Genomic DNA, 24095 nt, shown 5'->3' with positions numbered 1-24095 from the left:
TAAGCTTAACAATTAGAATCGAGGAGATTTTTAAATGGCTTTTGAATTGCCCCCGTTGCCTTATGATTACGATGCCCTTTCGCCTTATATGTCACGCGAAACGCTTGAATATCATCATGATAAGCATCACCTTGCTTATCTTACCAACACCAATAATTTTGTGAAAGAGTTAGGCTTAGAAAATGAAAGCCTTGAAGATATTGTTAAAAAAAGTTTTGGAAAAAATATTGGTTTGTTTAATAATGCAGCGCAGTATTACAATCATAACCACTTTTGGCTTTGGATGAAAAAAAATGGTGGTGGCCAAAAACTTCCTGAAAAGTTAGCAAAAGCTATTGACGCTGATCTAGGTGGTTACGACAAATTCCGCGCTGATTTTATTGCTGCTGCTAGTGCCCAATTTGGTGCTGGATGGGCGTGGGTTGCTGTTAAAGATGGCAAGCTTGAAATTATGAAAACGCCTAATGGTGAAAATCCCTTAGTGCACAATGCTCGTCCTATTTTAGGTGTCGATGTGTGGGAACATTCCTATTACATTGATTATCGCAATGCTCGACCGAAGTACCTCGAATCCTTTGTAGACCATTTAATTAATTGGGACTATGTTTTGGAACTTTATGAAGAATGTGAATTTTAAACTGTCTCAATAATTTTTTAGTGTATGAAAGTCTCTATAATTCAATAAATTATCGGAGACTTTCATACAGAAGTATTATGGATTAGCAAAAATCTTTTCCTGCTATCTTTAGAATATATGCATAGATATAGGCAACTTCTTCTAGCTTTGAAAAACGTCCAGCTGCACCAGCGTGCCCTGAATCCATATTAATACGTAATAAAATTGCATTATCGTCTGTTTTTAGGTCTCGTAATTTTGCCACCCATTTTGCAGGCTCCCAGTAAGTTACACGAGGATCTGTTAATCCTGCCATCACAAGTATAGGGGGATAGTTTTGAGCTTTGACATTATCGTAAGGGGAATAGGAAGCAATAAGCTTATAATCTTCTTCTGATTCAAGAGGATTCCCCCATTCGGCCCATTCTGGAGGAGTGAGTGGCAATGAAGCATCTAACATTGTCGCTAAGACATCAACAAAAGGCACATTTGCTACGATCCCAGCAAAATCCTGTGGAGCTATATTGGCAATGGCTCCCATCAACATCCCCCCTGCTGAACCACCATGAGCAATCAGCCGGTCGTGAGAAGTAAATTTATTGTTTACAAGATAACGCCCACAAGCAATAAAATCTGTAAATGTATTGTGCTTAAAGAGATGCTTTCCTTTCTCATACCATTCTACTCCCTTTTCTTTTCCTCCGCGAATATGAGCAATGGCATAAATAAAACCTCTGTTCACTAGAGAAAGTACATTACTATTGAAACTGGCAGGAATAGAAATCCCATAAGCACCATAACCGTAAAGCAGACAAGGCGCACCACCATCAAGGGGAGTGTTTTTGTGGTAAAAAAGTGAAATAGGAATCTTCTCACCATCGTCTGCTATTGCTGTAATACGTCGTGTTACATATGCATCTTTATTATGCCCAGAGGGAATTATTTGCGTTTTTAAAAGCATTCGTTTACAATTTTTCATCTCATAATCAAACACTTGATCAGGTGTTGTCATAGACGAATAGGAAAAACGAATAGTTGGACTGTTATATTCTGCAACTCCTTGCAGACCTAAAGAATAAGCCTCTTCAGTAAAAGCGATGGAATTAACTTGTTTAGTGGTACGTTCCATTACTTTTATACGTGGAAGCCCCTCAAAACGTTCGATCCAGACAAGAAAATCTTGATAAGCATCATGGGATAATATTAGGCACCCAAGCTGATGTGGGATAAACTCAGACCAATTTTCTGATTGTGGAGATGTATATGGCGCTACCATAATTTTGAAATCTTTTGCATTATCTAAATTGGTTAGAATATAAAAGACATCACCACCCTCTGTAAGTAAATATTCAATACCTTTTTGTCGTTTCCGTACACATTGGGGAACAGTAAAAGGCGCCTCAGCAGGAATTAACCAGATCTCGGATGTTTCATGATCATGAATATTAATATAAATAACATCATTAAGCTTAGAACCGCTTACATCTAAGAAAAAACCTGGATTGTCTTCACGAAAAATAAGCTTATCTTGTGATTGATCTGTGTTTAATTGGTGATAATAGAGCTCTGAAGGTCGGTGGTTTTTATCCATCTTAGTATAGAAAAAACCTTCAGATCTAGCATCCCATACAATTTGACCAGATGTATCAGTAATTGTGTCCATACAGTCAGACAATGTCTCAAAATTACGAATTTTAGCTGTATAGAATTCTGATCCTTTGTCATCATAGGTCCATACCACATGTGTATGGTCAGGAGATTCTTGAACTGAACCAAATTTAAAATATTCTTTGCCTTCTGCCAAGACATCACCATTAAGGTACACGTTTTTTTCTCCGCCATTCCTTGGTGTCCGAAAATAATGTGGTTGTTGGCCTCCGGTAACATAAGAGAATCCGTAAGCAAAAGGGCCATGTTTTATAGGAACAGAACTATCATTCTCTTGGATCCTGTTTTTCATTTCGGTAAAAAGCAAATCTCGTAATGGTTTTGTATCAGCCATTTGAGCTGATTGATAAGCATTTTCTTTTTCAAGATAATGTCGAATATTGGGATCAAGACAGTTAGGATCTTTAAAAACATCTTGCCAGTTAGACGCACGTAGCCAATGATAGGGATCATCACGAAAAATACCATGATATATTTCCTTATGAGTGATTCTAGATGCTTTGGGAGGAATTGCAAAAGTGCGAGTCATACACAATCCTATATTAAAATATGTTAATAGCTTCGTTTATATGTTAGAATCACAATGATTGATGCAAGTGTAAAAACCTATAAGTTCTATTCACTTGCAAAAATAGCACCATGATAATTTTTAAAACTAATACCTTTCTGTTCATTACATATCACAGCTATTGTTTTCTAGGGATATAACACCACTTTTATAATGAAAGTGACTGGTAAAACAATTAAACTTTTAGAAAAAGAATTGATTTTTTTTGAAACAGTATAATCGCATAATTTTACAGAAAGGAATAAATATATCTAAAATATTATTATTACTGTATAAAAAATAAAAATGTCCTATCTCCTTTTAATGAATAGTTTTATATTATAAATAATACTATTATGTCATATTTATAATATATCATGTTTTTTATTATTAAATTTTATAAATATAAATAATAAAAACAAATTTAAAACTTATTAAACATAAACTTACTAAACTATAAGTATTCAAAACAAAATATAATAATTTATATATTATATTTTTATAATTAGTAATTTTATTTTTACGTTCTCAAAAAAAATAAATAAATTTTATCATATATTTTTTTATATTTGTGATGTATTATATATTATGTATGATATGTTATAGGGTAAAAATATATTTTAGCATGTAATAATTTCGTTTTTCTTATTGTATATTATGACAAAAAATAGGTATTTATTTGATTTTTTTGTGTTTTGGCAATTTTATAGAATAATTGAATTGACAAAAAAGATTTTTGTACAATATGAAACTCATGTGCATGAGATCTTTATATCATGAGTATATGCACTATATCTCGATTTTGAATTACTCAATTTTAAATTAAAGGAAACAAGAATGGAACATCGTGCAGTCTTAGAGACTGAAAGCAATTTAGTTATTACATTGGTTGCTGATATTGTTGCTGCCTACGTGAGTAATAATTCTATTCGACCGACTGAAGTGCCAAGTTTAATTGCTGATGTCCATGCTGCTTTTCGTAAAGCAGGGAATCTAGAGTTAACAGAAGTCGAAGTTGAAAAACAAAGGCCTGCCGTTAATCCGAAGCGTTCAGTATTTCCTGATTATCTCATTTGCCTTGAAGATGGAAAGAAGTTTAAATCTCTAAAGCGTCATCTCATGACACATTATGGAATGTTGCCAGAGGAATATCGTGAAAAATGGCAGTTAGATAGTTCTTACCCTATGGTGGCGCCTAATTATGCAAAAACACGATCGGCTTTGGCCAAAGAAATGGGGCTTGGACGCAAAAGCAAACGGAAAAAAACTAAATAATCTTATTTTGCGAAAAAATGGTTTCGTGCATAAAGTTGATTTTAGTATACATGTTTTGTGTGAAGCTTTTGTATATATAGCAATTTCTACCAAGGGGATTACATATAGCTTTCGTTACGAATCCGTTTAATCATTGATTTCAAACCATTTGATCGTTGTGGTGTAAGATTTTCATTTAAACCAAGTTTTTCAAAGAGCTCTTGAGCATCAGAATTGCGAATTTCAGAAGCTTTTTTGCCTGAATAAAAAGCAAGAAGTATGTAAATGAGTCCACGCACAATATGAGCATCGGAATCACCTTGAAACGTCAATATTGGATCTTTTGAGTTATTACGTGAAGATAGAAGCCACACTTGGCTAACACAACCAGGAACTTTGTGAGCATCGTTTCGAGCGCTTTCTGGAAAAGGTGGCAATTCATAGCCAAGCTCGATGACATAACGATAACGATCTTCCCAATTATCCAAAAGCGAAAAGTTCTCTATAATATTACCGATTGTTTCCGCCATTATTTTAGTCCTGTTTCGTTTGAATAATCATTCTTGAATACACTTATAAAAAATAAATATTTATTCTTCCTAACATAAATAACACGAAGAACGTTAAAAATCCTTATTTCAAGATAACATTGCATGGTTTTGTAAGAACTCTTGTATTTCGATTTTGTAAGAAACATTAGGGGAAGTCTCTGATATCATTTTTGTTTCCTAATATGTTCCCTAAATATTCATAAGCAGCTCTTGCACCGTAATATGCGCGCTCACCAAGTGAACTTAAAAAGGATTTTCCTACTTTGCAGGTTTTTATATTACGGTCACAAAATGCGCCTAAGTCATTTAAGGCTTCCTTAAAAGCAACAATCACATCGCTCGTTGTTGTCTCATTATTTTGGGGGCTAGAAGAATGGTTACTGCTTGGATCTGCTACAAAAAATGAAATAATGACAAAAATAAAAAATAAAAAAAATGATAATTTGATTAAAAAACGTATCATGGACAATCAATGTACCGCAGTGGTAAATACAATAAAAGAAGCATTTTATACACTGTTGCTTTATAAACAATTTATAAAATGTGCTTTTTATAAAATTGAGTATTCATGTATTGGATCTATATCATTGGCTTTTTTATAAATATGGCACAATTCCGCTGTATAAAATGGGATACATTGTCTATTCAGTAAAAAATTAACATCAAAATTATACACTTACAAGCTGGTCATGTTAATGAACATACTATGATAAAAAATGAGAGAGATAATCGTGTTGTGTACATAATTATTTTAAATAATAGTCCACCATCTTAGCTTAGTTGAAAAAGCTAAAAAGAGTAAACTCTGTTATTCTGACTCTAGTGTCGATAAAATATTTATATTATCTATAAAATTTTTACTGGAATGTTATGAAAATAGTCAACCTGTCAATAAAAACATCAAAAAATAACTGCATCTCTTATGATTACATCTCAAGCCAGTTTTTTCTATAACATTGTAAACATCAATTTAATTAATACTTATGAAAATTATTTAATAGAAGGAATTTATACCAAAATATAATAATATTAAGAGATAATTATTATTACCAAACCGTTTATGGATAAGTAACCATCTATATGTAAATTATAAAGAATAGATAATGATTGTCATCTTTTTAGCGTTATAGGCAAATATTTTCAATTTTATTTTAAATAATAGGCAAACATATGCCCCAAAATGAAGAATAACGTGGCATTATTGTTTAGATAATTATATGTGATAATGCAGTTTGCAAATACCAAAATGATCTTGAATGCTAATCATTTGGTGCTCTCTTTATACACATTAAAGATTTGTATAAAATAAAATGAATAAACGTTGATAAGAACTCTTGTTGATTTATCAACTTATAAATTGATATAATGAAGCCGCTCATTTTAGGAGTTTGAAAGGAAAAATCAATAATGTCAATGCACTTCTCTCTGGCTGGAAGTAAAAACTGATTCATATTCGTTTCCTAATTTATATTTGTTTCTTTGTAAAAAATAAACGCAACTGAAAATAAAAGTAATGGCAACAAAACGAAAGACCTACCGAAAAAAAACTGTAAAACACCGTAAATACTATAGTAGTATTGTTATAACACTTCTTCTTATAATTTTTCATTTTATTTTTTGGAGTGCAAAAACTCTTTATTTCTATACACGAAAAAATACTTTATTTTTTGTTGGATCTTTTCTTTTTAGCATTAGTTTTTTATTTATTTCATTTAATGCTTTATTTTCGCAAATGACAACGCATCAAAATATTTTAACTCAAATGAAATTTTCCTCTGTTCAAAGTATAGGTAAGAGCTCTACTTTATCGGAAAAAGAAGAAAAATCACAAGAACTCTCCCGTGTAACTTCTGTACATTCTCAAAGTCATAAGCACACAAATTCACCTTTACCCTCTCAATCAGCAAGCATGCTGGAAAAGCAAAAAGAACTAGCAAAATTAGGACTTTATGATGGACCATTAGATGGACTGGAAGGACCTAAAACACGCCGAGCCATCACTTTATGGAAACAGCAAACTGCTCAGAGAATGCAAAAGAATGTTCTATCTAATCCCGCAGCAGATGAAATCGCGATATTAATTAAGCAAAGCGAAATAGAAACAAACAATACAAAAAATATGACACACTTAAAAGAAGCTATTTTAGAGCCTTCTGTTGAAGATATTATACAAGTGCAAAAAGCTTTACATATTTTTGGGAATGAGGAGGTTATTGTCACAGGAATAGAAGATCAAAAGACGATAGAAGCCTTAAAACAGTTTCAAAAAATATTTGATCTTCCTGTAACAGGTAAAATTAATCACACAATTTTAATGAAAATGCGTGAAATTGGTTTATTAAATTGAAGCTAATCATAATAATCTCTTAATTTATAATGATAATTCATCTTTCGTTTGTTTAATGCTCCCCTCAAACATTCCTTCATCTCAAGCCCTCTTATTTTCAATCAATCAGAATGGTTTTCTTACACATTACATATTGAGCCGTATAATTTTCTTCAAAAAAACCACAACCGATTGCAGAAAAAAGAATATTGCAAAATAGCAAACGCGCTTGTTCTAGCATTTTTATTGCCTCTGATGATAAAAGGACACGAAATTTTTGTAGTATCATGTAAACCTTTCATATTATCGAACCACGAATTGTCCATATATTATCGTCAATTTGATCTTTATAAATATGATGCAAAGAATTTGTGCAAACACCTGTAAGGATAAATAGACGTAAAGCTAATTGTGTTATGGTTGTTGTTTTGCAAAGTGTCTGATAAAAACCGGCACTTCTCTCTAATCTATTGCTGGAAAGTTATGTGTTTTATGACATTGTCTTCTTAAGAGAGCGTGTGCGTTTAGTATTGCCTATAAATCAACATCCAAACTTACCGCAGCAGTATGTTTGAAAAAAATGTTAAGACAGTTTAGTACTTCTCTCAGCTGTTATAGCTTTTATATGCCAAATGGAGGCAAGAATATTACGCATCTCTGTTTGTATAATCTCTTAAAACAGGAAAACAGCCTAATTTGGGAAAAATATGAAAAGTTAAGGTAAAAACCAGTTTTCATCTTTGTCATTTCCTTTTAATTCAGCTTTACGCCTTTCAAAGACATCTAAAGCAATATCTTTAAAATAACGGAAATTACCTATTGCCTCATGCTCTTACTTTATCACATGTCTTTTTGGTCTCACTCCCCCTCACCTAAAACAAAATGTCCCAAACGGAATATACTTGGATTGCCATTCACGGGCTTTCTTAAAAAACATCTCTAAAGCACCTAAAACCACTTCGCAACAACGCCCATGAATAATAATAGTAGTCCCACTGCACGCGCCGCGCATCATCTTTACGCTTTTTGTCAAGAAGCAAGCCGGCACCATTACACACTGTACCTACCTTCAATTTGTGACAGCTCTTGACACTTGAGACGTTTCATAAGAGGCATATCCTTGCTTTATTTTTTTATCTACAGACGCTCATCCCGCCTGTAACATACAAAAAACATGGTTTTGATTGATTCATTATAAAAGAAGTCGAAATAAGAAGATCTTATGATATTTACAGCTTTCATTCAATATGAGAAATAAAAAATTATCTTTATAAATCAATAGATTGTGTAACTTTGATATTCCTTTATAAATGTAAAGATGGGAGTGCATAATGGAGTTTATAAATTTTGGGAAGATTTTTATAAACTTACGGGGAGTTTTACATAATCCCCATTCCACGAATATCAATGTAAAATGGGGCATCCATTGAGAAATGTCTATCTCAAACAGCATGATGCGCAAAAAAAAATGCATTTGTTTGGAGCATTCTATTTTGCGTGAGGAGCTCATTCCCCTATAAAAAAGCAAACGCGTAAATTGACTGCACAATAACACGTTTCTCTCTATCAAGAGGTTCGCCAATAAAAAGTGCATTAATAATACATCTTTGTCTATCCTGTGCTTTATATTTTCTTTCATAAACCTCTAAAAAAAACACTTTCTCGCGTAACACAACTTATCGTGCATTTTAGAAGCATTTTTATTCCCTTTATTAAAGAAAATAAAAGAATATATAAAAATTTATTTCAGTAATAACGATACAACAAAAAATATTAACCCATTACATCCTTTTTGCTATTGCGGCCTGAGCTGCTGCTAAACGAGCAATTGGCACTCGAAAAGGAGAACACGAAACATAATCCAGGTTATTTTCTTCGCATAAAGCAATAGAGGCAGGATCGCCTCCATGTTCACCGCAAATTCCCAATTTTATTTTTGCACGCTTTGAGCGTCCACGCTGTGCAGCAATGGTAATAAGTTCCCCTACTCCATCACGGTCAATAGACACAAAAGGATCTTGCTCTAAAAGACCTTTTTGAAAATAGGTTGCCAAAAAAGGAGCTGCATCATCACGGGAAATCCCAAAAGTAGTTTGTGTCAAATCGTTTGTTCCAAATGAAAAAAATTCAGCAGTTTCAGCAATTTCATCTGCTCGAAGCGCCGCTCTTGGAAGTTCAATCATCGTCCCAACCATATATTGAATAGTGCTTCCCTTTTCTTTCATCACTTCCTCAGCAACCTGATCAATACGCGCTTTCACAAAATCGAGTTCAGATTTTAGTGCAACCAGTGGCACCATAATTTCAAGCATAACAGGAGATCCAGATTTTTGGGCAGCTTCTGCTGCTGCTTCAAAAATCGCCCGCGCTTGCATTTCTGCAATTTCAGGATAAGTAATAGCTAAACGGCATCCTCGTAATCCAAGCATAGGATTAAATTCGTGCAACTGCTGAGTGCGTTCAGCAAGCACTTCAGCAGAAACACCCATAGCTGTTGCAACATCAAGAATTTCTGCTTTCGTTTTAGGCAAAAATTCATGTAACGGTGGATCTAGCAAGCGGATAGTAACAGGTAAACCACACATAATTTCAAATAATTCACTAAAATCTGAACGCTGCATTGGCAACAGCTTATCTAGTGCTTTACGACGACCACTTTCATCATGACTTAAAATCATTTCACGCATGGCAACGATACGTTCATCAGAAAAAAACATGTGCTCCGTACGGCAAAGACCTATACCTTCAGCCCCAAAAGAGCGCCCCATACGGGCATCAGATGGTGTATCAGCATTAGCGCGAACTCTTATACGTCGCATCCCATCAGCCCATTCCATTAATTTTGCAAAGTCTCCGCAAAGCTGAGGCTGCAACATTGCAACTTTCCCTTTGAAAATTTCTCCACTTCCACCATCAATTGTGATAACATCACCTTTTTTTAAGCTTTCTCCTGAGGCAAACAACGTATTTGTGTTATAATCAATCCGCACACTGCCAGCACCAGAAATACATGGTTTTCCCATCCCCCGCGCAACAACAGCAGCGTGACTTGTCATACCGCCACGCGTTGTTAAAATTCCTTCTGCAGCATGCATACCATGAATATCTTCTGGGCTTGTTTCTACACGGACCAAAATAACTTTGCGACCTTCCGCCGACACAGTTTCTGCCTCTTCTGAAGTAAAAACAATTTCACCAGTTGCGGCTCCAGGAGAAGCAGGTAAACCACGTCCTATAACAAAACGTTCTGCTTTAGGATCAAGTGTTGGATGCAAAAGTTGGTCCAGCGACTTTGCATCAATACGCATCACAGCCTCTTCACGGTTTATTAACCCCTCCTCAACCATTTCAATTGCCGTCTTGAGAGCCGCACGAGCCGTGCGTTTTCCTGAACGAGTCTGAAGCATCCATAATTTACCTTTTTCAATGGTAAATTCGAGATCTTGCATATCCCGATAATGCTGCTCAAGCTTCTGCGCAATCTGACATAATTTCAAAAAAGCCTCAGGCATAATTTTTTCTAACGACGGTCTATTTGAACCAGCAACAATACGCGCACTTTCTGTAATATTTTGAGGCGTTCGAATGCCCGCCACAACATCTTCCCCTTGCGCATTAACTAAAAATTCACCATAAAGTTCTTTTTTCCCTGTCGATGGATTGCGTGTAAAAGCAACACCTGTTGCCGAATCTTCTCCCATGTTACCAAAAACCATAGCTTGCACATTAACTGCCGTTCCCCAACTTTCAGGAATGCTATGTAAACGGCGATAAGTAACTGCACGTGCTGTCATCCAACTTGAAAAAACGGCTCCAATTGCCCCCCATAACTGTTGTTCAGGATCTTGTGGAAAAGGGGTTCCTAATTTTTCTTCAACATAGGCTTTATAAGAAATAATAACATTCTTCCAATCATCTGCTGTCATTTCTGTATCAATAGTGTAACCATTGCATGCTTTTACTTCATCAAGAATCTCTTCAAAATACGAATGGTCTAGCCCCAAAACAACGTTAGAATACATTTGGATAAAACGCCGATAACTATCATAAGCAAAACGTTCATTATTGGCTTGTAAAGCAATTGCTTTTACAGTTTTATCATTCATGCCAAGGTTCAGCACTGTATCCATCATCCCTGGCATAGAAGCCCTAGCCCCTGAACGAACAGACAGCAAAAGTGGTCTTTGTTCATTCCCAAATTCACGTCCTGTTTGTTCAGCAACGTATCTTAGTGCTTGCTTAACAGATTCCTGTAGCTCTTCTGGATATGATTTGTCATGGGCATAATAAAAATTACAAACTTCTGTTGTCAGCGTAAATCCGGGTGGTACGGGCAAACCAAGATTACTCATTTCTGCCAAATTAGCCCCTTTACCTCCGAGAAGGTTACGCTCACTTGCACTTCCTTCTGCCTTTCCATCTCCAAAACTATAAACCCATTTTTTCACTGTACAAATCCTCCCATATCAGCTTCAAAACATCATTCAACCCAGGCTCACTTAAAAGCAATGATTTGATTCAAAATTGGCTCAACGATATCGCTTCATAAATGCATAATATTAATCCTTCCAAAAGAGATAATGACCAAAAGTATCACTATCCATCTTCTGGAAGATTAAGATTCAGTTTTTTAGAAAACTATCAATCACCGAAAAAAATTCTTCTACTTTCATGGCACCTTCATATTTACTACCATTAATAAAGAAAGTAGGTGTTGCTGTGACACCAAGCTCTTTACCGCGTTCAAAAGATGCATTTACTTCATCTAAAATGGACTGATTTTTCAAACACGCAGTAAAACTTTCATCTGTAAAACCAGCCATTAAGCCAATTTTCTTCAATGGTGTTAGAGCATTTTTTCCGAAAGCCCATTCATTTTGTTTTTGAAATAAAACTTCTATCAAAGGAAAATAGCGATCTTCCGGTGCACACCGTGCCAACATAAAACCTGCTGTTGCCCGAGGATCAAAAGCATATTCTCGGAAAATAAGTTTTACTTTTCCTGTTTTGATATATTTTTTACGAATTTGGGGAAGTATATCATTATAAAAATGCGCACAATGGGTACATGTCAACGAAGCATACTCAACAATGACGACTGGTGCATCCGCCTCTCCCTCAAAGCGATCCTTTACTTTACCCGATTGGAGAAGCTCTGCCATATCAACAGTTGCCACTGATTTGGGATCACGCGCTAAAGCAACTGTTACACTGTTTTGTACAATCGTTATGAAGAGAAAAATTATCCCGAAAGATAAAAAAGAACGATATTTTACCATAAATAATACTTTTCTGTTGTTATTAACGAATAGGAATCCAATGCTTTCTCATATATTAAAGAAAAATATATAAAATATCTTTCTATTTATTATTTTTTTCCAAAAAAATGCAACAGCCAAGTTGATAAAGTGCTTGGTGCAAACTTTTATCTTCAATTCCTTCAAGCATTTTTTCCACGCATTTTTTGTCTTGTTCACTCAAAGGCGGTTTTAGAGGCAAGTGATTCATAAAAACCGACATACTCCTTTGCTCAATCTTGATGCGATCAATAGCAATATAGCCAAAAAATCCGTTAATTCTATGAAGTAATTCCTCTGTTTCATGCATCAATTTTAACGCAGCAAATCCTTCACATGCGACAACAAGTGTTGCTGGCTGAAAAACTTCATCTTGATCTGCACGACGTTTCCAAATAATTTTAAGCGGCATTGTATGTTCACTGATATCATAGCCCGCAATCTGTGGCCAATGTTCTATAAGCGCTACATTAAGCCCTGTCCGTTTGCGTAAAACTGGATCAAGTATTTTGTATACCGCCTCAGAAAGAGAATAAAAGATACGTTTTTTAAGTTGTTTTCTCATTTTTAGATCATTGTTCAACCGCTTACTAAATTAAAATCATTTGTTTCATCTAAAAATTGTTGCCTCCTCAATTTATGAAATATCAACAAAATAAAAAGCCTTTTCTCACCAGAGCCTTGACAATAAAAGAGCAAAAAACATGAATTACAAAATAAATAATTTTTTCTTTTGCATTTTATATCTCCCTATGCTTGAAAGCAATCATGTATGAAATTTCTTCGCACCTCCTTGCTTGGTACGATCAAAATCACAGACATCTTCCATGGCGGATTACCCCCGAAAAGCAAAAACAAGGTATCCGTCCTGATCCTTATCAAGTTTGGCTTTCTGAAATCATGCTTCAACAAACAACCGTTGAAACAGTTAAGCCTTATTTTAAAAAGTTTCTAAAACTATGGCCTGATCTTTCCTCTTTAGCAAAAGCCTCCCAAGATGATATCATGAAAGCATGGGCTGGACTTGGTTATTATTCACGCGCACGTAATCTTAAAAAATGTGCGCGACAGCTTGTTGAAAACTACGCGGGACAATTTCCACAATCTGTAAAAGAATTGCGAACTCTAGCCGGTATTGGAGATTATACTGCCGCAGCCATTGCTGCGATTGCTTTTAACCACCCTGTAGCAGTGGTTGATGGTAATGTCGAACGTGTGGTAGCGCGACTTTTTGCTATCACTTCAATATTGCAAAAAGCAAAAGTTGAAATTAAAGAAAAAACACAAAAAATTACTGCTTTAAATCGTCCTGGTGACTTTGCTCAAGCAATGATGGATTTGGGAGCAACAATTTGTACTCCACGCAAACCATCTTGTTATACCTGCCCTCTTCAATGTTTATGCAAAGCAGAAAAGATGCAACAACCGGAGTCTTTTCCAGTTAAAGCCCCTAAAAAAGAACGCCCTTCAAAAACAGGTATTGCTTTTGTGGTCCTTAATAAAAAGAAACAAATTTATTTGGAAAAACGACAGACGCAAAAGCTCCTTGGTGGAATGACCCAAATTCCTAACAATATTGGCATAAACAACGAAAATGGGCTACAAAACGCACCCTTTACTGCCAATTGGCAATTCAAAGGACAAATTACGCATGTTTTTACTCACTTTTCTCTAAAACTTGATGTTTACTATACCGAAGATGTTCATGAAATGAATTGTGAAAATGGTTGGTGGTGTAACATTCAACATCTTGCCGAAGAAGCATTACCTACTGTTATGAAAAAAGCCATTTCCGTAGCACTTCCCAATTCTTTTAGATTTAAATAACCTTCCCTATTCATAAAAATGTTTTCTAATGGAGACTTTTGTATCTCTAGCGATCATTTATTAATCTGTAAAAGAAAAATTTTAAAAAATGAAATAACCAATTTTTTCTACAGACAAAAATTAAGGAGCGATAGAAACGCTTAGAAGCTTTAGATTTAAATTTCAGGATCTATCCTTTTTTCGCTTATGACGGAGCAAGTTAGCACCATCGTTATATTTACCAGCCCCCTCAACATCCCTTGGTACGTGAAACGGATTATAAGAGGTACTTTTAGTTCTTTCGTTAACAATTTTTATTCACACGCCAACCCCGTTTATGACATGCAAGAAAGTAATTTTCATCGATTCAATATGGAACAAATTTGAAATAAGAAAACTTGACGATATTCCGAGGGCAATTCGATATGAGTTGCGCTAAATTATCTTTATAATCAATATATTATATGCACTTTACAGATGTACGTATTCAAAAAAGCACTTAATTTTGAACTTCTGAATGAACCTTTTAATTCTGATATTTCATTTTTATAAGCTTATATTGAAATTTTACTGTTTTGGAACTAAAATGAGAACATAGATTGAAAATTTCTCATTTTAATTTCTTCTAAAAGAAGCATAAAATACTCGCTTGTCGCTTACAAGCGAGATTTAGTGTGTCAATAAAAAACATCTAAGAAAGGCTAAAACACCCTCACGTCCATCTCAATCAAGATCAGGTATATTGGTGGTCAATAGAATGAAGCGATCAGCTTAGTTCATAAAACACCCGTTTTTAACATTTGTGAACGTATGATCATTCTTAAATGATCTATGGACTTCAACCGTCCATTTTCCTCATAATACCAAAAGGTCCAACCATTACAACTCTGCGAATCTTGAGCCTTTCTTCCCATTGCGTGAATTGAGCCCGCTTCACCACCATGCATAATCGTACCATCAGCTCTTACAATAGCAGATACTTGCTTCTTACGATCATACAGAACTTCTCCAGGATAGAGTAAACCTGCTTCAAGCAAACTGTTGAATGCTACGCGCGGTTCTGCTTTTTTTCTATCCAAAATCGCTAGTTCTGGTTGCGCTAAAGGTTGAACCGCCGCAATTCTCTCACATGCTGCATCGATGTAATCTTGCTCGCGTTCAATCCCAACAAAATCACGCCCTAAAAGCTTGGCAACAGCACCTGTTGTTCCCGAACCAAAAAACGGATCGAGAATAACATCACCAGGTTTACTAGAAGCCATAATAATACGCGCTAATAACGCTTGCGGTTTTTGTGTTGGATGTAATTTACGCCCCGAATCATCCTTTAAACGTTCAGCTCCAGTGCAGAGAGGGAAAAGCCAATCTGAACGCATTTGTAGATCTTCATTTGCCGCTTTTAAGGCATCATAATTAAATGTGTACTTTTTATCTTTTTGATCTCGCACGGCCCAAATAAGCGTCTCATGAGCATTTTGAAAACGGCGCCCTCGAAAATTAGGCATCGGATTATTCTTGCGCCAAATAATATCATTAAGCATCCAAAAACCTAAATCTTGTAATGCCGTCCCAACCCGAAAAATATTATGGTAAGATCCGATAACCCAAAGTGTTCCGTTGGGTTTTAATACACGACGACAAGCAAGCAACCATGCACGAGTAAAAGCATCATAAGCAGCAAAACTCTCAAACTGATCCCATGCATCATCAACCGCATCAACAAGCGAATGATCTGGACGGTATAAAGCTCCATCCAATTGCAAATTATAGGGTGGATCCGCAAAAATCATATCAACAGAATGTTTTGGAAGTTTTTCTAAAACGGAAACACAATCTCCTTTAAAAATTTTATTGCGCCATGGCATTTGTGAGGGAGTACGAAGGAAATCTTTTTGAAGCTGAATAACTGTCATGAAAAACCCAACAAAATTAACTGAATTTGCCCTATAATCAACCAAAATAGTTTATAGGCCCGCATTACCCATCTATATTTACAAAATAGCGTAAACGTATCGTTAAAGTTCTACAAAATTGATGATTGTTTTTGTTTTTTTAGTAAAAAAAAACTTTCATATGAATGAAACCTTAATTTTTTTTCAATGTACTGTTCCCATATCTTTTATTTCGTAAAAGAATTAAGAATCATTTTCAAAGCGTATTTTTATGAAATAAGATCTTCTCAATATCGTTTTCATGAAAGTTGTCCATCTCGTAACATGTAAAGGAATATCTTATGCCTCAGATAGATCTTATTATTTTTGATTGTGACGGAGTTCTCGTCGACTCTGAATATCTTGCAGCAAAAATTGGATCTCAATTGCTCAAACAAACAGGATATGAAATATCACCCGAAGAATTGAGTGAGCGTTTTGCAGGGCTTATCTTTCGCGATATTCTTAAACACGTTGAACAGGAAACAGAAAAACCTATTTCTGCTCATCTCATAGATCAAATGACTAATATTTTTCGTACACAAATAAAAACTAAATTACGGGCTATTGATGATGTAAGAGAAGCTGTAGAAATTATCCAAACACGCTATCCCTACTGTATCTGCTCTAATGCAAAAAGCGTAGATATAAAAGAGATGCTCATCACGGTTGATCTCTATGACCTTTTTGAAGGTAAAATATTTTCAGCACCTGAAGTTGGAACAAAAAGAACGAAACCGGCCCCTGATGTTTTCCTTTTTGCCGCACAACAATTACAGGCAGAGCCCCAAAACACTATCGTTATAGAAGATTCACTTCATGGTGTACACGCAGCCATAGCAGCAGGCATGCGTGTCATCGGCTTTACGGGAGGATCACATAGCTATCTTGGCCACTCTAATGCACTTGCAGAAGCTGGTGCAGAAACAGTTATTGCAAAACATGCTCATTTAGGAGAAGTCTTAGAAGCAATGGCAGTATGGCGAGATCTATTATAAAAAATCTCTTGAATATATCAATTTGTAAACTCTTGTAAGAAGCATTTTTATTCAAATGTCCTGCTCTTCTCGCTGCTCCTTTTATAATAACTTCAATAAATGCGTAATTCACGACACGGGTGAATTGCATCTCAATGTGAAGGAAAAATATAGCGCCTCATTGAAATCATAAGTCTGTTAACCATTGCACGTGCTTTAAAAAAAGCCAAAAACAGGGGTGCCAACTCATGAAAATTAAACCCTGCTTATCTATCTCAACTCCGATATCCCACTCCCAACCTCAGCAGCTCATCCTGATAAATTATTATATTTGTCAAAAAAGGAATATTACGATGCCTTGCTCGATAAGATGTGAGAATTGCTAGCCTCTTTCATCTGATCAAAAAAATCACATACTATGGTAAAATTGTAAGGGATGTGCCTATTGATCATGGAAAAAATATTAAAATTCGCGGAATCTATGGAACACAAGACTTTATTGAAAATGACAAATGCGTCCTTGTTGAGTTACAAAGGCTTATATTTACTCAATCCAAATCTCATAAACTTGTTGAAGGCTTATTTACTTTGCTGCTTAAATAGTATTTTAACAGCATCAATTGGTACAACCTCCCTAAGATTACAAAAAACAAAAAGAATACACTCTTATGAAGATGTGCATTTTATAAAAAATATTTCATACCAAGTAATTTACAGACAATATATTGATTTATAATCATAATTTATCATGATTCAAATTAAGCAAAAAAACCGAATATTGTAAGATTCTCTCATTTCAAACCTAGATATGCTGAATTAAATAAATAAAGAAATAAAAATGCCTTTTAATGAATCATCTCAAAAGGCAAAAATTGTAGCAACATTAGGAGCGAGAAAAGTGTATGGCAATGCCATCTTTCTTCTTTATAAACGTCAAAAATTCTGATGCCCTAAGAATTTTATATTATGGGGGCTTTATCATCATATCTATCATTGCAAAATAGGCTTGAGTACCTTGAGAACGGTTTCTTTAAAAAAGCACATAAATATGAAACATATAATCATGTTAAACAAGCGACAGCGATACCAATAGTTGCTTAAAATTTTCCGAAAGCACTTAATAGCCTTTTTAAATAAGCAATGAAATCAGATCTTTTCAAAAGTAATCCACTTTCTAAAAATAAAAGCGGCTTTTCAGTTTGGAAAGAAGAAAGTGTTGAAAATATTATCTAATGCTGATCTTTCGGCACTCATAAATATGTCTAAATTATATTCTTCTATACACTGCCTTGCATCATAGTAATATGCTGTTCACATTGGCAATAAAAAGATAATATCATTTATCTCTATCCAATTCGAGCTCTACTTTACACTATGAGAAAATTGTACATTTTTTAGTATCTATAACATATTATTATCTATAAGATAAATGTATATATTTAATAGTAAAGTAAGAATTATTATTCTGCTATCACGATGCAATTAAATAACCATTGAATAATAATTTAATAATATCTATAGAACACACATTCTACAATAATGACTATCTATAATAAATACTATAAATAATAAAATTTTAGCGTGTCCATTCATATTTTAATTGTTAATAATATTTTTATAACCACATCATAATTTTCATTTTTTCTATTATACTATCGATAATAAATAATTTTTTATATATTTAATATGTAAAAATTTTGATCAATTTTATTATCTATAAATGTATTTAAAAAATATATTAATGTCATTTTATAAAAATTATACGATAACCATATGTTATTTTATATATAACACATAATAAAATATTGTATAAAGTTTTTAAAAAATATAATTTGTAATTATGACTGTTACTTTTTTACAATAACGTTTATAAAAAATTATAGTTATATTTTTATATGTATTTTTATTATTGACTAAAAATACATATTGAACTATATGGCTTGTATATAGTGTGATATACATAAACATTATGTATATTTCTTACATATATAACTTAAAAATATTTGAGGTAAAGTTATGGTAAAAATATTTAAAAATTATATTTTAAGCATTTTTATAGTGAGCACTTTTTTTATTTCACAAACTGTAAATGTTAATGCAAACTATTTGAAAAACGATACTCCAAAAGAGGAATTTTCTGTTTTCCCAATGGAACAAGTAAAATATGCGAAATCCGATGTAGTTTCTACGACTGCTTTCTATGCTCCGTCTGTAAATTATCAAACAGAACATGGAACAATAGGTGAAGGAAAATTTGAAAAGGTCGTTGAGCCTATGACTATAGGAATGGGGCTATTGTTTACTGGACATGTAATGAGCTTTATAGGATCGATAATAAGTTGGATAAAGGACATAGTATTGATGTTCAAATAATTCAACCTCGTCTAGAACTCTATAATAATAGCTTTATTATGTGGCTATAATTCATTGTAAATAATTACATAATGAAGCTCATTATGCTACAAAATATAAATGTTGTAGATTACATCCAAATATCCAAAGTATAAATTAAGTATAAATTTACGCATATATATTGAATAGTATAAATATTTGAGGTAAATTATGATTAAATTATTTAAAAATCATATATTAAGTATTTTCATTATTTCTGCCTTTTCTCTTTCTCAGGTTGTAAATGTGCATGCAAACTCTTTACAAAATAGTACTCATCGTGAGAATATTTTTGTTTCTGCAATAGAACAGAAAAGAAAGGATGCAGTCCATACCGTTTCTCTCTATAGACCTAGTCTAAATCGTGGAGTGGGTAATGAAGCTACTATTGAAGGAAAATTTGAAAAGGTTGTTGAACCTCTTACACTCGGGGCTTTTGGTATGGGGATGGCACTTGGATATGCATCAAGTACGATAGGCATGTTTTTAGGATGGATAATAAGTAAAATAATATTGTATTTTAAATCTCGTTAAAATTGAAATTTCATCAGAATAAGACCTTCTCATATGAAATATAAACTATGAACATATTCCGTGTTTATCCATTGTTGATGACAAAAACTAATGAATTATCACACTAAGAGTGAAAAAAGCTTTAAATGCTTCTGTTTCTCTCAATGTGCACTAATTCTGCCGATGCATCTATTCAATTCAGATTAAAATAAAAGTATTGGTGGTAAACTATGATTAAAGTATTGAAAACTTACGTATTAAATATTTTTATAGCAGTTGCTTTTCTGCTTTCACAAGTTATAAATGTTCATGCCAATCATTTGAAAAATGATACTCAATGGGAAACTGTCTCTTTAATAGAACAAGGAAAGAAAAAAGCTATCGATATAGCTGCTCTTTATGTCCCAAGTTTCACTCATAAAGCAAAAAGTGAATCTGCCTTTGAAGGAAAATTTGAGAAAGTGTTTGAACCAATTACGCTAGGAGTTTTTTCTACAGTAGGAGCTTTGGGTTTTGGATTCTTGACTGGATCTGTTATGGCCATATTTAGCGGGATAATCGGATGGGCAATAGGAAAAATTAAAGGCAAATAATTCAAAGATACTTAGTTATTTTTTTCTATTTAAAATGAAAATACTTTACAGCCTGCTTCCCATCATTTAGCAGGCTGTTGTATGTTTTCTATGGATAAACTTTAGGTTACCATACTGTATAGCACAAATATAATATCTATTATTACACAAAGTGATAAATTAAGCTAAAAAAGATTATTCAAAGTATAGATTTGCGCACGAAATGCCATAAAATTACCTTATAAATCTTCCAATGTGAGTTCTGAGATGTATCATTTTAACATTCAGTTTAGCAGATTTAATTGTTACAAAGTATTAAGAGCATAAAATAACTATGAATGATTGAGTTTTATACAAAAGTTCTTCAATAAATACCATTCTATCTATTTAATTTTATTATTTAAGAAGGTGTACAAGTGAAGATACGTTGTAAAATTTAAGTGAATGAATAATAGAGAAAAAAATTTTGACTGTAACAGATTTTCTGTGAACATTTGGCGTTTATATCTCAAAAATAAAAATGCTTAAGGCTATTTCCTTTCATTATTGAATTAAAAAGAAGAAAAGAAGCTCTATCCATTTAATAATTTAAATATTATGAAAAACGTGAAATAAATAACTTCATCAATTTGCCAGAAATAAAAAAAGGATAAGACTTATGGAATATATCAGCACGAGAGGTGAAGCTCCTGCTTTAAGCTTTACGGAAACAATCATGACAGGGTTGGCAAGTGATGGGGGACTTTATTTGCCAGATAAATTTCCTCAGCTATCATTTGATGCGTTACGAGCACTTCGTGGTCAGTCCTATACAACAATTGCTAAAACTATTCTGTGGCCCTTTGTGAATAACGAAATCGAATATACAGCTTTTGAAAATATGATCGCTGAATCTTATGCAACCTTTCACCATCCAGCAATCTGTCCGTTACGACAAACTGGAGCAGATGAATTTATCCTTGAACTCTTTCATGGTCCTACTTTAGCTTTTAAAGATGTAGCAATGCAGTTTCTTTCTCGACTGATGGATTATGTTTTGACTGAAAAAAATAGATGTGCAACGATTATTGCTGCAACATCAGGTGATACAGGAGGAGCTGCAATACAGGCTTTTGCTGGAAAAGAACACTCAGATATTTTTATTTTATTTCCTAAAGGACGTGTATCGCCTGTTCAACAACGGCAAATGACAACCAATCATTGTTCCAATGTTCATGCCATTGCCATTGAAGGAAATTTTGATGATTGCCAAGCTCTTGTCAAAGCAATGTTTAATGACCACAATTTTCGTAAAAAAAGAGCACTTTCAGGTGTTAATTCTATAAATTGGGCGCGTATCATGGCGCAAATTGTTTACTATTTTTCATCTGCACTTTCTTTAGGAGCACCTGATAGAGCTGTTTCATTTACTGTTCCTACTGGAAATTTTGGTGATATTTTTGCAGGTTATGTCGCAGCCCGTATGGGATTACCCATTGCTCAACTGGTCATCGCAACGAATGATAACGACATCCTTGTACGTACATTGACCAGTGGTACTTACAAAACACAACCAATAGTCCATACAACATCACCTTCTATGGATATTCAGGTCTCTTCTAATTTTGAACGTTTGCTCTTTGAAAGTGGCAATCGTGATCCAATGTGGATTCGCAATGCAATGGAAAACTTGAAAAAAACGGGTCTCTTTACTCTTGATGAAAAGCAACTCAAAAATATTCGTTCCCTATTTTCCGCTGGAAAAAGCAACATGGCTGCAACAGCTCAAACAATTGATAGTGTCTATAAGGAAAGTGGCTATCTTGTTGATCCACATACAGCGGTCGCTCTTCAAGTAGCGCGTGAAAACAAAAAACCGCATATTCCAATGATCGTTCTTGCCACGGCTCATCCAGCTAAATTTCCTGATACTATTAAAAGTGCTTGTGGCCTTCATGCTCCATGGCCATCTCATCTCAATGATGTAATGAAACACGAAGAACATTTTATAAATCTTGCTAATGATGAAAAAATAGTAAAAGATTATATTTCTTTAAAATCGCGTGCATCTTATTAAAGTTAGCTGCATTAATTTAAATCAAGAATATTCTGATACCCTTACAATGAGGTATTTAGCTTATTTAATGGAGTTGTAAATACATGGATGTAGATATATGTCGCCTTAGTAATGGTTTGACTATCGCCACACATACAATGCAACAAATTGATAGTGTTGCCCTCGGAATATGGGTTAAAGTGGGCTCACGCAATGAAACCTCCACACAGCATGGTATTGCTCATCTTCTTGAGCATATGGCTTTTAAAGGAACCGAAAACCGTACTGCTTTTCAAATTGCAACCGATATTGAAGATGTTGGCGGTGAAATCAATGCTACAACCAGTATTGAAACAACAGCTTACTTTGCACGTGTTCTTAAAAGCGATATCCCACTTGCTATAGATATTTTAGCCGATATTTTAATGCATTCAAAATTTGACGACGATGAACTAGAACGAGAAAAACAAGTAATCTTTCAGGAAATTGGTGCTGCCCATGACACTCCTGATGACATTGTTTTTGATCACTTTACAGAAACAGCCTTTCGTCATCAATCCCTTGGACGCTCTATTTTAGGAACAGCTAAAACTATTCAATCATTTACATCTACTGATCTCCATGATTTCATCAATAAACAATATAGTGCAGATCGTATGATTGTCGTTGCTGCAGGAGCTGTAAAGCACGAAAGTTTCTTGCGAGAAGTTGAAAGTCGTCTTGGTACTTTTCGCTCCCATTCAACCGCACCTCTTACTAATCTTGCAAATTATGTCGGTGGCGACTTTCGTGAATATCGCGATTTAATGGATACACAAGTTGTTCTAGGGTTTGAAGGACGTGCTTATCACGCGCGTGATTTTTATGCAGCCCAAATTCTTTCTATCATTCTTGGTGGTGGTATGTCTTCACGTCTTTTTCAAGAGGTAAGAGAGAAACGTGGATTATGCTATTCTATTTATGCTTTTCATTGGGGATTTTCAGATACTGGGCTTTTTGGTGTTCACGCAGCTACCGGACAAGAAGGGCTCAAAGAACTTATTCCTGTGATTCTTGATGAACTTTCCAAGGTCAGCAAAAATATTCACGCCAACGAACTGCAACGAGCACAAACGCAATATCGTGCAAATCTGACAATGTCACAGGAAAATCCCTCTAGTCAAGCACATCTCATTGCTCGCCAAATACTCCTTTATGGTCGACCAATTCCAATATCGGAAACAATTGAACGCCTCAATCTCATCACTCCTAAAAGATTAACTGATTTAGCACATCGTCTTTTTACAAACTCCACTCCAACACTAACTGCTGTCGGACCTGTAGGACCCCTCATAAATTTTGATGATTTAACGTCAACTCTTTCATACAAGCTAAAGTAAAAACTTCTTTTCAAAGCAGCATCACAATAACATCACATATTTTATCATAAAATTTACCACAAAAGCTCTCCTCATTAAATAAGTTTTGGAAATATTGGGCAAATAGGCGTACAAAACTACCCAATTCATACTTCATGTGATAAAGATTCTAATAAGTGAAGGTATATCCGTGAAATCTGGAAATTCATGGTTTAACTTTGCCCTTTTAAAATATAAAACTTCATTCGCTTCA

The 24095-nt window shown here is 34.3% G+C and carries 17 protein-coding genes and 1 pseudogene; 10 read left to right on the top strand and 8 right to left on the bottom strand.

What is annotated here, in order from left to right; all coding sequences use genetic code 11:
• Window positions 1-34 precede the first annotated feature (34 nt).
• Window positions 35-637: a superoxide dismutase gene (locus ACFIMK_RS04075; protein WP_375682989.1), complete on the top strand. Its 603-nt coding sequence runs from the start codon at window positions 35-37 to the stop codon at window positions 635-637.
• Window positions 638-719: 82 nt separating this feature from the next.
• Here ACFIMK_RS04075 and ACFIMK_RS04070 read toward each other — a convergent pair whose 3' ends face one another.
• Window positions 720-2813: a S9 family peptidase gene (locus tag ACFIMK_RS04070; protein WP_375682990.1), complete on the bottom strand. Its 2094-nt coding sequence runs from the start codon at window positions 2811-2813 to the stop codon at window positions 720-722.
• An 855-nt stretch (window positions 2814-3668) separates the two neighbouring features.
• Here ACFIMK_RS04070 and ACFIMK_RS04065 point away from each other — a divergent pair.
• Window positions 3669-4106, top strand: a complete 438-nt coding sequence (locus ACFIMK_RS04065) for a MucR family transcriptional regulator (RefSeq protein ID WP_012754848.1) — start codon at window positions 3669-3671, stop codon at window positions 4104-4106.
• Window positions 4107-4204: 98 nt separating this feature from the next.
• Here ACFIMK_RS04065 and ACFIMK_RS04060 read toward each other — a convergent pair whose 3' ends face one another.
• Window positions 4205-4615, bottom strand: a complete 411-nt coding sequence (locus tag ACFIMK_RS04060; protein ID WP_375611146.1) for a SufE family protein — start codon at window positions 4613-4615, stop codon at window positions 4205-4207.
• 108 nt (window positions 4616-4723) lie between these two features.
• Window positions 4724-5099: pseudogene (locus ACFIMK_RS04055) on the bottom strand (DUF5330 domain-containing protein).
• A 1050-nt stretch (window positions 5100-6149) separates the two neighbouring features.
• Between ACFIMK_RS04055 and ACFIMK_RS04050 the strand changes: the two are divergent.
• Entirely contained in the window at window positions 6150-6983 is an 834-nt protein-coding gene (locus ACFIMK_RS04050; protein ID WP_375613011.1) for a peptidoglycan-binding domain-containing protein, read from the top strand.
• A 97-nt stretch (window positions 6984-7080) separates the two neighbouring features.
• Here ACFIMK_RS04050 and ACFIMK_RS04045 read toward each other — a convergent pair whose 3' ends face one another.
• The 4 genes from ACFIMK_RS04045 to ACFIMK_RS04030 all read right to left on the bottom strand — a co-directional run bounded on the left by ACFIMK_RS04045 (window position 7081) and on the right by ACFIMK_RS04030 (window position 12824).
• On the bottom strand, window positions 7081-7251 hold the full coding sequence (locus ACFIMK_RS04045; protein ID WP_375628290.1) for a hypothetical protein: 171 nt from the start codon (window positions 7249-7251) through the stop codon (window positions 7081-7083).
• Between the two features lie 1492 nt (window positions 7252-8743).
• Window positions 8744-11410: a pyruvate, phosphate dikinase gene (ppdK, locus tag ACFIMK_RS04040; protein WP_375613012.1), complete on the bottom strand. Its 2667-nt coding sequence runs from the start codon at window positions 11408-11410 to the stop codon at window positions 8744-8746.
• Between the two features lie 174 nt (window positions 11411-11584).
• Window positions 11585-12241 (bottom strand): DsbA family protein, encoded by a 657-nt coding sequence (locus tag ACFIMK_RS04035; RefSeq protein WP_375611143.1) that lies wholly within the window; start codon window positions 12239-12241, stop codon window positions 11585-11587.
• Between the two features lie 82 nt (window positions 12242-12323).
• Window positions 12324-12824: a DUF721 domain-containing protein gene (locus ACFIMK_RS04030; RefSeq protein WP_375638055.1), complete on the bottom strand. Its 501-nt coding sequence runs from the start codon at window positions 12822-12824 to the stop codon at window positions 12324-12326.
• Between the two features lie 203 nt (window positions 12825-13027).
• Between ACFIMK_RS04030 and mutY the strand changes: the two genes are divergently transcribed.
• On the top strand, window positions 13028-14086 hold the full coding sequence (gene mutY, locus ACFIMK_RS04025; protein ID WP_375620664.1) for an A/G-specific adenine glycosylase: 1059 nt from the start codon (window positions 13028-13030) through the stop codon (window positions 14084-14086).
• 755 nt (window positions 14087-14841) lie between these two features.
• On the opposite strand, the gene ACFIMK_RS04020 is transcribed toward mutY, so the two are convergent.
• Window positions 14842-15930 carry a site-specific DNA-methyltransferase gene (locus ACFIMK_RS04020; protein ID WP_375613050.1) on the bottom strand — a complete coding sequence of 363 codons (1089 nt, stop codon included), beginning with the start codon at window positions 15928-15930 and terminating at the stop codon, window positions 14842-14844.
• A 368-nt stretch (window positions 15931-16298) separates the two neighbouring features.
• Between ACFIMK_RS04020 and ACFIMK_RS04015 the strand changes: the two genes are divergently transcribed.
• The 6 genes from ACFIMK_RS04015 to ACFIMK_RS03990 all read left to right on the top strand — a co-directional run bounded on the left by ACFIMK_RS04015 (window position 16299) and on the right by ACFIMK_RS03990 (window position 23863).
• Window positions 16299-16994 carry an HAD family hydrolase gene (locus ACFIMK_RS04015; protein WP_375613014.1) on the top strand — a complete coding sequence of 232 codons (696 nt, stop codon included), beginning with the start codon at window positions 16299-16301 and terminating at the stop codon, window positions 16992-16994.
• 1995 nt (window positions 16995-18989) lie between these two features.
• Window positions 18990-19346 (top strand): hypothetical protein, encoded by a 357-nt coding sequence (locus ACFIMK_RS04010; protein WP_375668543.1) that lies wholly within the window; start codon window positions 18990-18992, stop codon window positions 19344-19346.
• 189 nt (window positions 19347-19535) lie between these two features.
• Window positions 19536-19898 (top strand): hypothetical protein, encoded by a 363-nt coding sequence (locus ACFIMK_RS04005; protein ID WP_375628296.1) that lies wholly within the window; start codon window positions 19536-19538, stop codon window positions 19896-19898.
• Window positions 19899-20107: 209 nt separating this feature from the next.
• Window positions 20108-20470, top strand: coding sequence for a hypothetical protein (locus ACFIMK_RS04000; RefSeq protein ID WP_375613017.1), 363 nt, complete (start codon window positions 20108-20110; stop codon window positions 20468-20470).
• Between the two features lie 637 nt (window positions 20471-21107).
• Complete coding sequence (thrC, locus tag ACFIMK_RS03995; RefSeq protein ID WP_375631597.1) at window positions 21108-22505, top strand: threonine synthase; 1398 nt, start codon at window positions 21108-21110, stop codon at window positions 22503-22505.
• Window positions 22506-22588: 83 nt separating this feature from the next.
• On the top strand, window positions 22589-23863 hold the full coding sequence (locus ACFIMK_RS03990) for a M16 family metallopeptidase (protein WP_375611135.1): 1275 nt from the start codon (window positions 22589-22591) through the stop codon (window positions 23861-23863).
• Window positions 23864-24095: the final 232 nt, after the last annotated feature.

Source organism: Bartonella sp. AP280QHHD (assembly GCF_042196125.1).
In the GTDB taxonomy this organism is placed as follows: domain Bacteria; phylum Pseudomonadota; class Alphaproteobacteria; order Rhizobiales; family Rhizobiaceae; genus Bartonella.
This window is presented reverse-complemented; position numbering and strand designations above follow the sequence as displayed.

What these genes read in the sequence shown, in the direction of transcription:
- ACFIMK_RS04045 (WP_375628290.1), bottom strand. Translation starts at nt 7,251, where the DNA reads ATGATACTACAAAAATTTCGTGTCCTTTTATCATCAGAGGCAATAAAA.
- ACFIMK_RS04060 (WP_375611146.1), bottom strand. Translation starts at nt 4,615, where the DNA reads ATGGCGGAAACAATCGGTAATATTATAGAGAACTTTTCGCTTTTGGAT.
- ACFIMK_RS04075 (WP_375682989.1), top strand. Translation starts at nt 35, where the DNA reads ATGGCTTTTGAATTGCCCCCGTTGCCTTATGATTACGATGCCCTTTCG.
- ACFIMK_RS04065 (WP_012754848.1), top strand. Translation starts at nt 3,669, where the DNA reads ATGGAACATCGTGCAGTCTTAGAGACTGAAAGCAATTTAGTTATTACA.
- ACFIMK_RS04015 (WP_375613014.1), top strand. Translation starts at nt 16,299, where the DNA reads ATGCCTCAGATAGATCTTATTATTTTTGATTGTGACGGAGTTCTCGTC.
- ACFIMK_RS04000 (WP_375613017.1), top strand. Translation starts at nt 20,108, where the DNA reads ATGATTAAAGTATTGAAAACTTACGTATTAAATATTTTTATAGCAGTT.
- ACFIMK_RS04030 (WP_375638055.1), bottom strand. Translation starts at nt 12,824, where the DNA reads ATGAGAAAACAACTTAAAAAACGTATCTTTTATTCTCTTTCTGAGGCG.
- ACFIMK_RS03990 (WP_375611135.1), top strand. Translation starts at nt 22,589, where the DNA reads ATGGATGTAGATATATGTCGCCTTAGTAATGGTTTGACTATCGCCACA.
- ACFIMK_RS04050 (WP_375613011.1), top strand. Translation starts at nt 6,150, where the DNA reads ATGGCAACAAAACGAAAGACCTACCGAAAAAAAACTGTAAAACACCGT.
- ACFIMK_RS04020 (WP_375613050.1), bottom strand. Translation starts at nt 15,930, where the DNA reads ATGCCATGGCGCAATAAAATTTTTAAAGGAGATTGTGTTTCCGTTTTA.
- thrC (WP_375631597.1), top strand. Translation starts at nt 21,108, where the DNA reads ATGGAATATATCAGCACGAGAGGTGAAGCTCCTGCTTTAAGCTTTACG.
- ACFIMK_RS04005 (WP_375628296.1), top strand. Translation starts at nt 19,536, where the DNA reads ATGATTAAATTATTTAAAAATCATATATTAAGTATTTTCATTATTTCT.
- ACFIMK_RS04010 (WP_375668543.1), top strand. Translation starts at nt 18,990, where the DNA reads ATGGTAAAAATATTTAAAAATTATATTTTAAGCATTTTTATAGTGAGC.
- ACFIMK_RS04070 (WP_375682990.1), bottom strand. Translation starts at nt 2,813, where the DNA reads ATGACTCGCACTTTTGCAATTCCTCCCAAAGCATCTAGAATCACTCAT.
- mutY (WP_375620664.1), top strand. Translation starts at nt 13,028, where the DNA reads ATGTATGAAATTTCTTCGCACCTCCTTGCTTGGTACGATCAAAATCAC.
- ACFIMK_RS04035 (WP_375611143.1), bottom strand. Translation starts at nt 12,241, where the DNA reads ATGGTAAAATATCGTTCTTTTTTATCTTTCGGGATAATTTTTCTCTTC.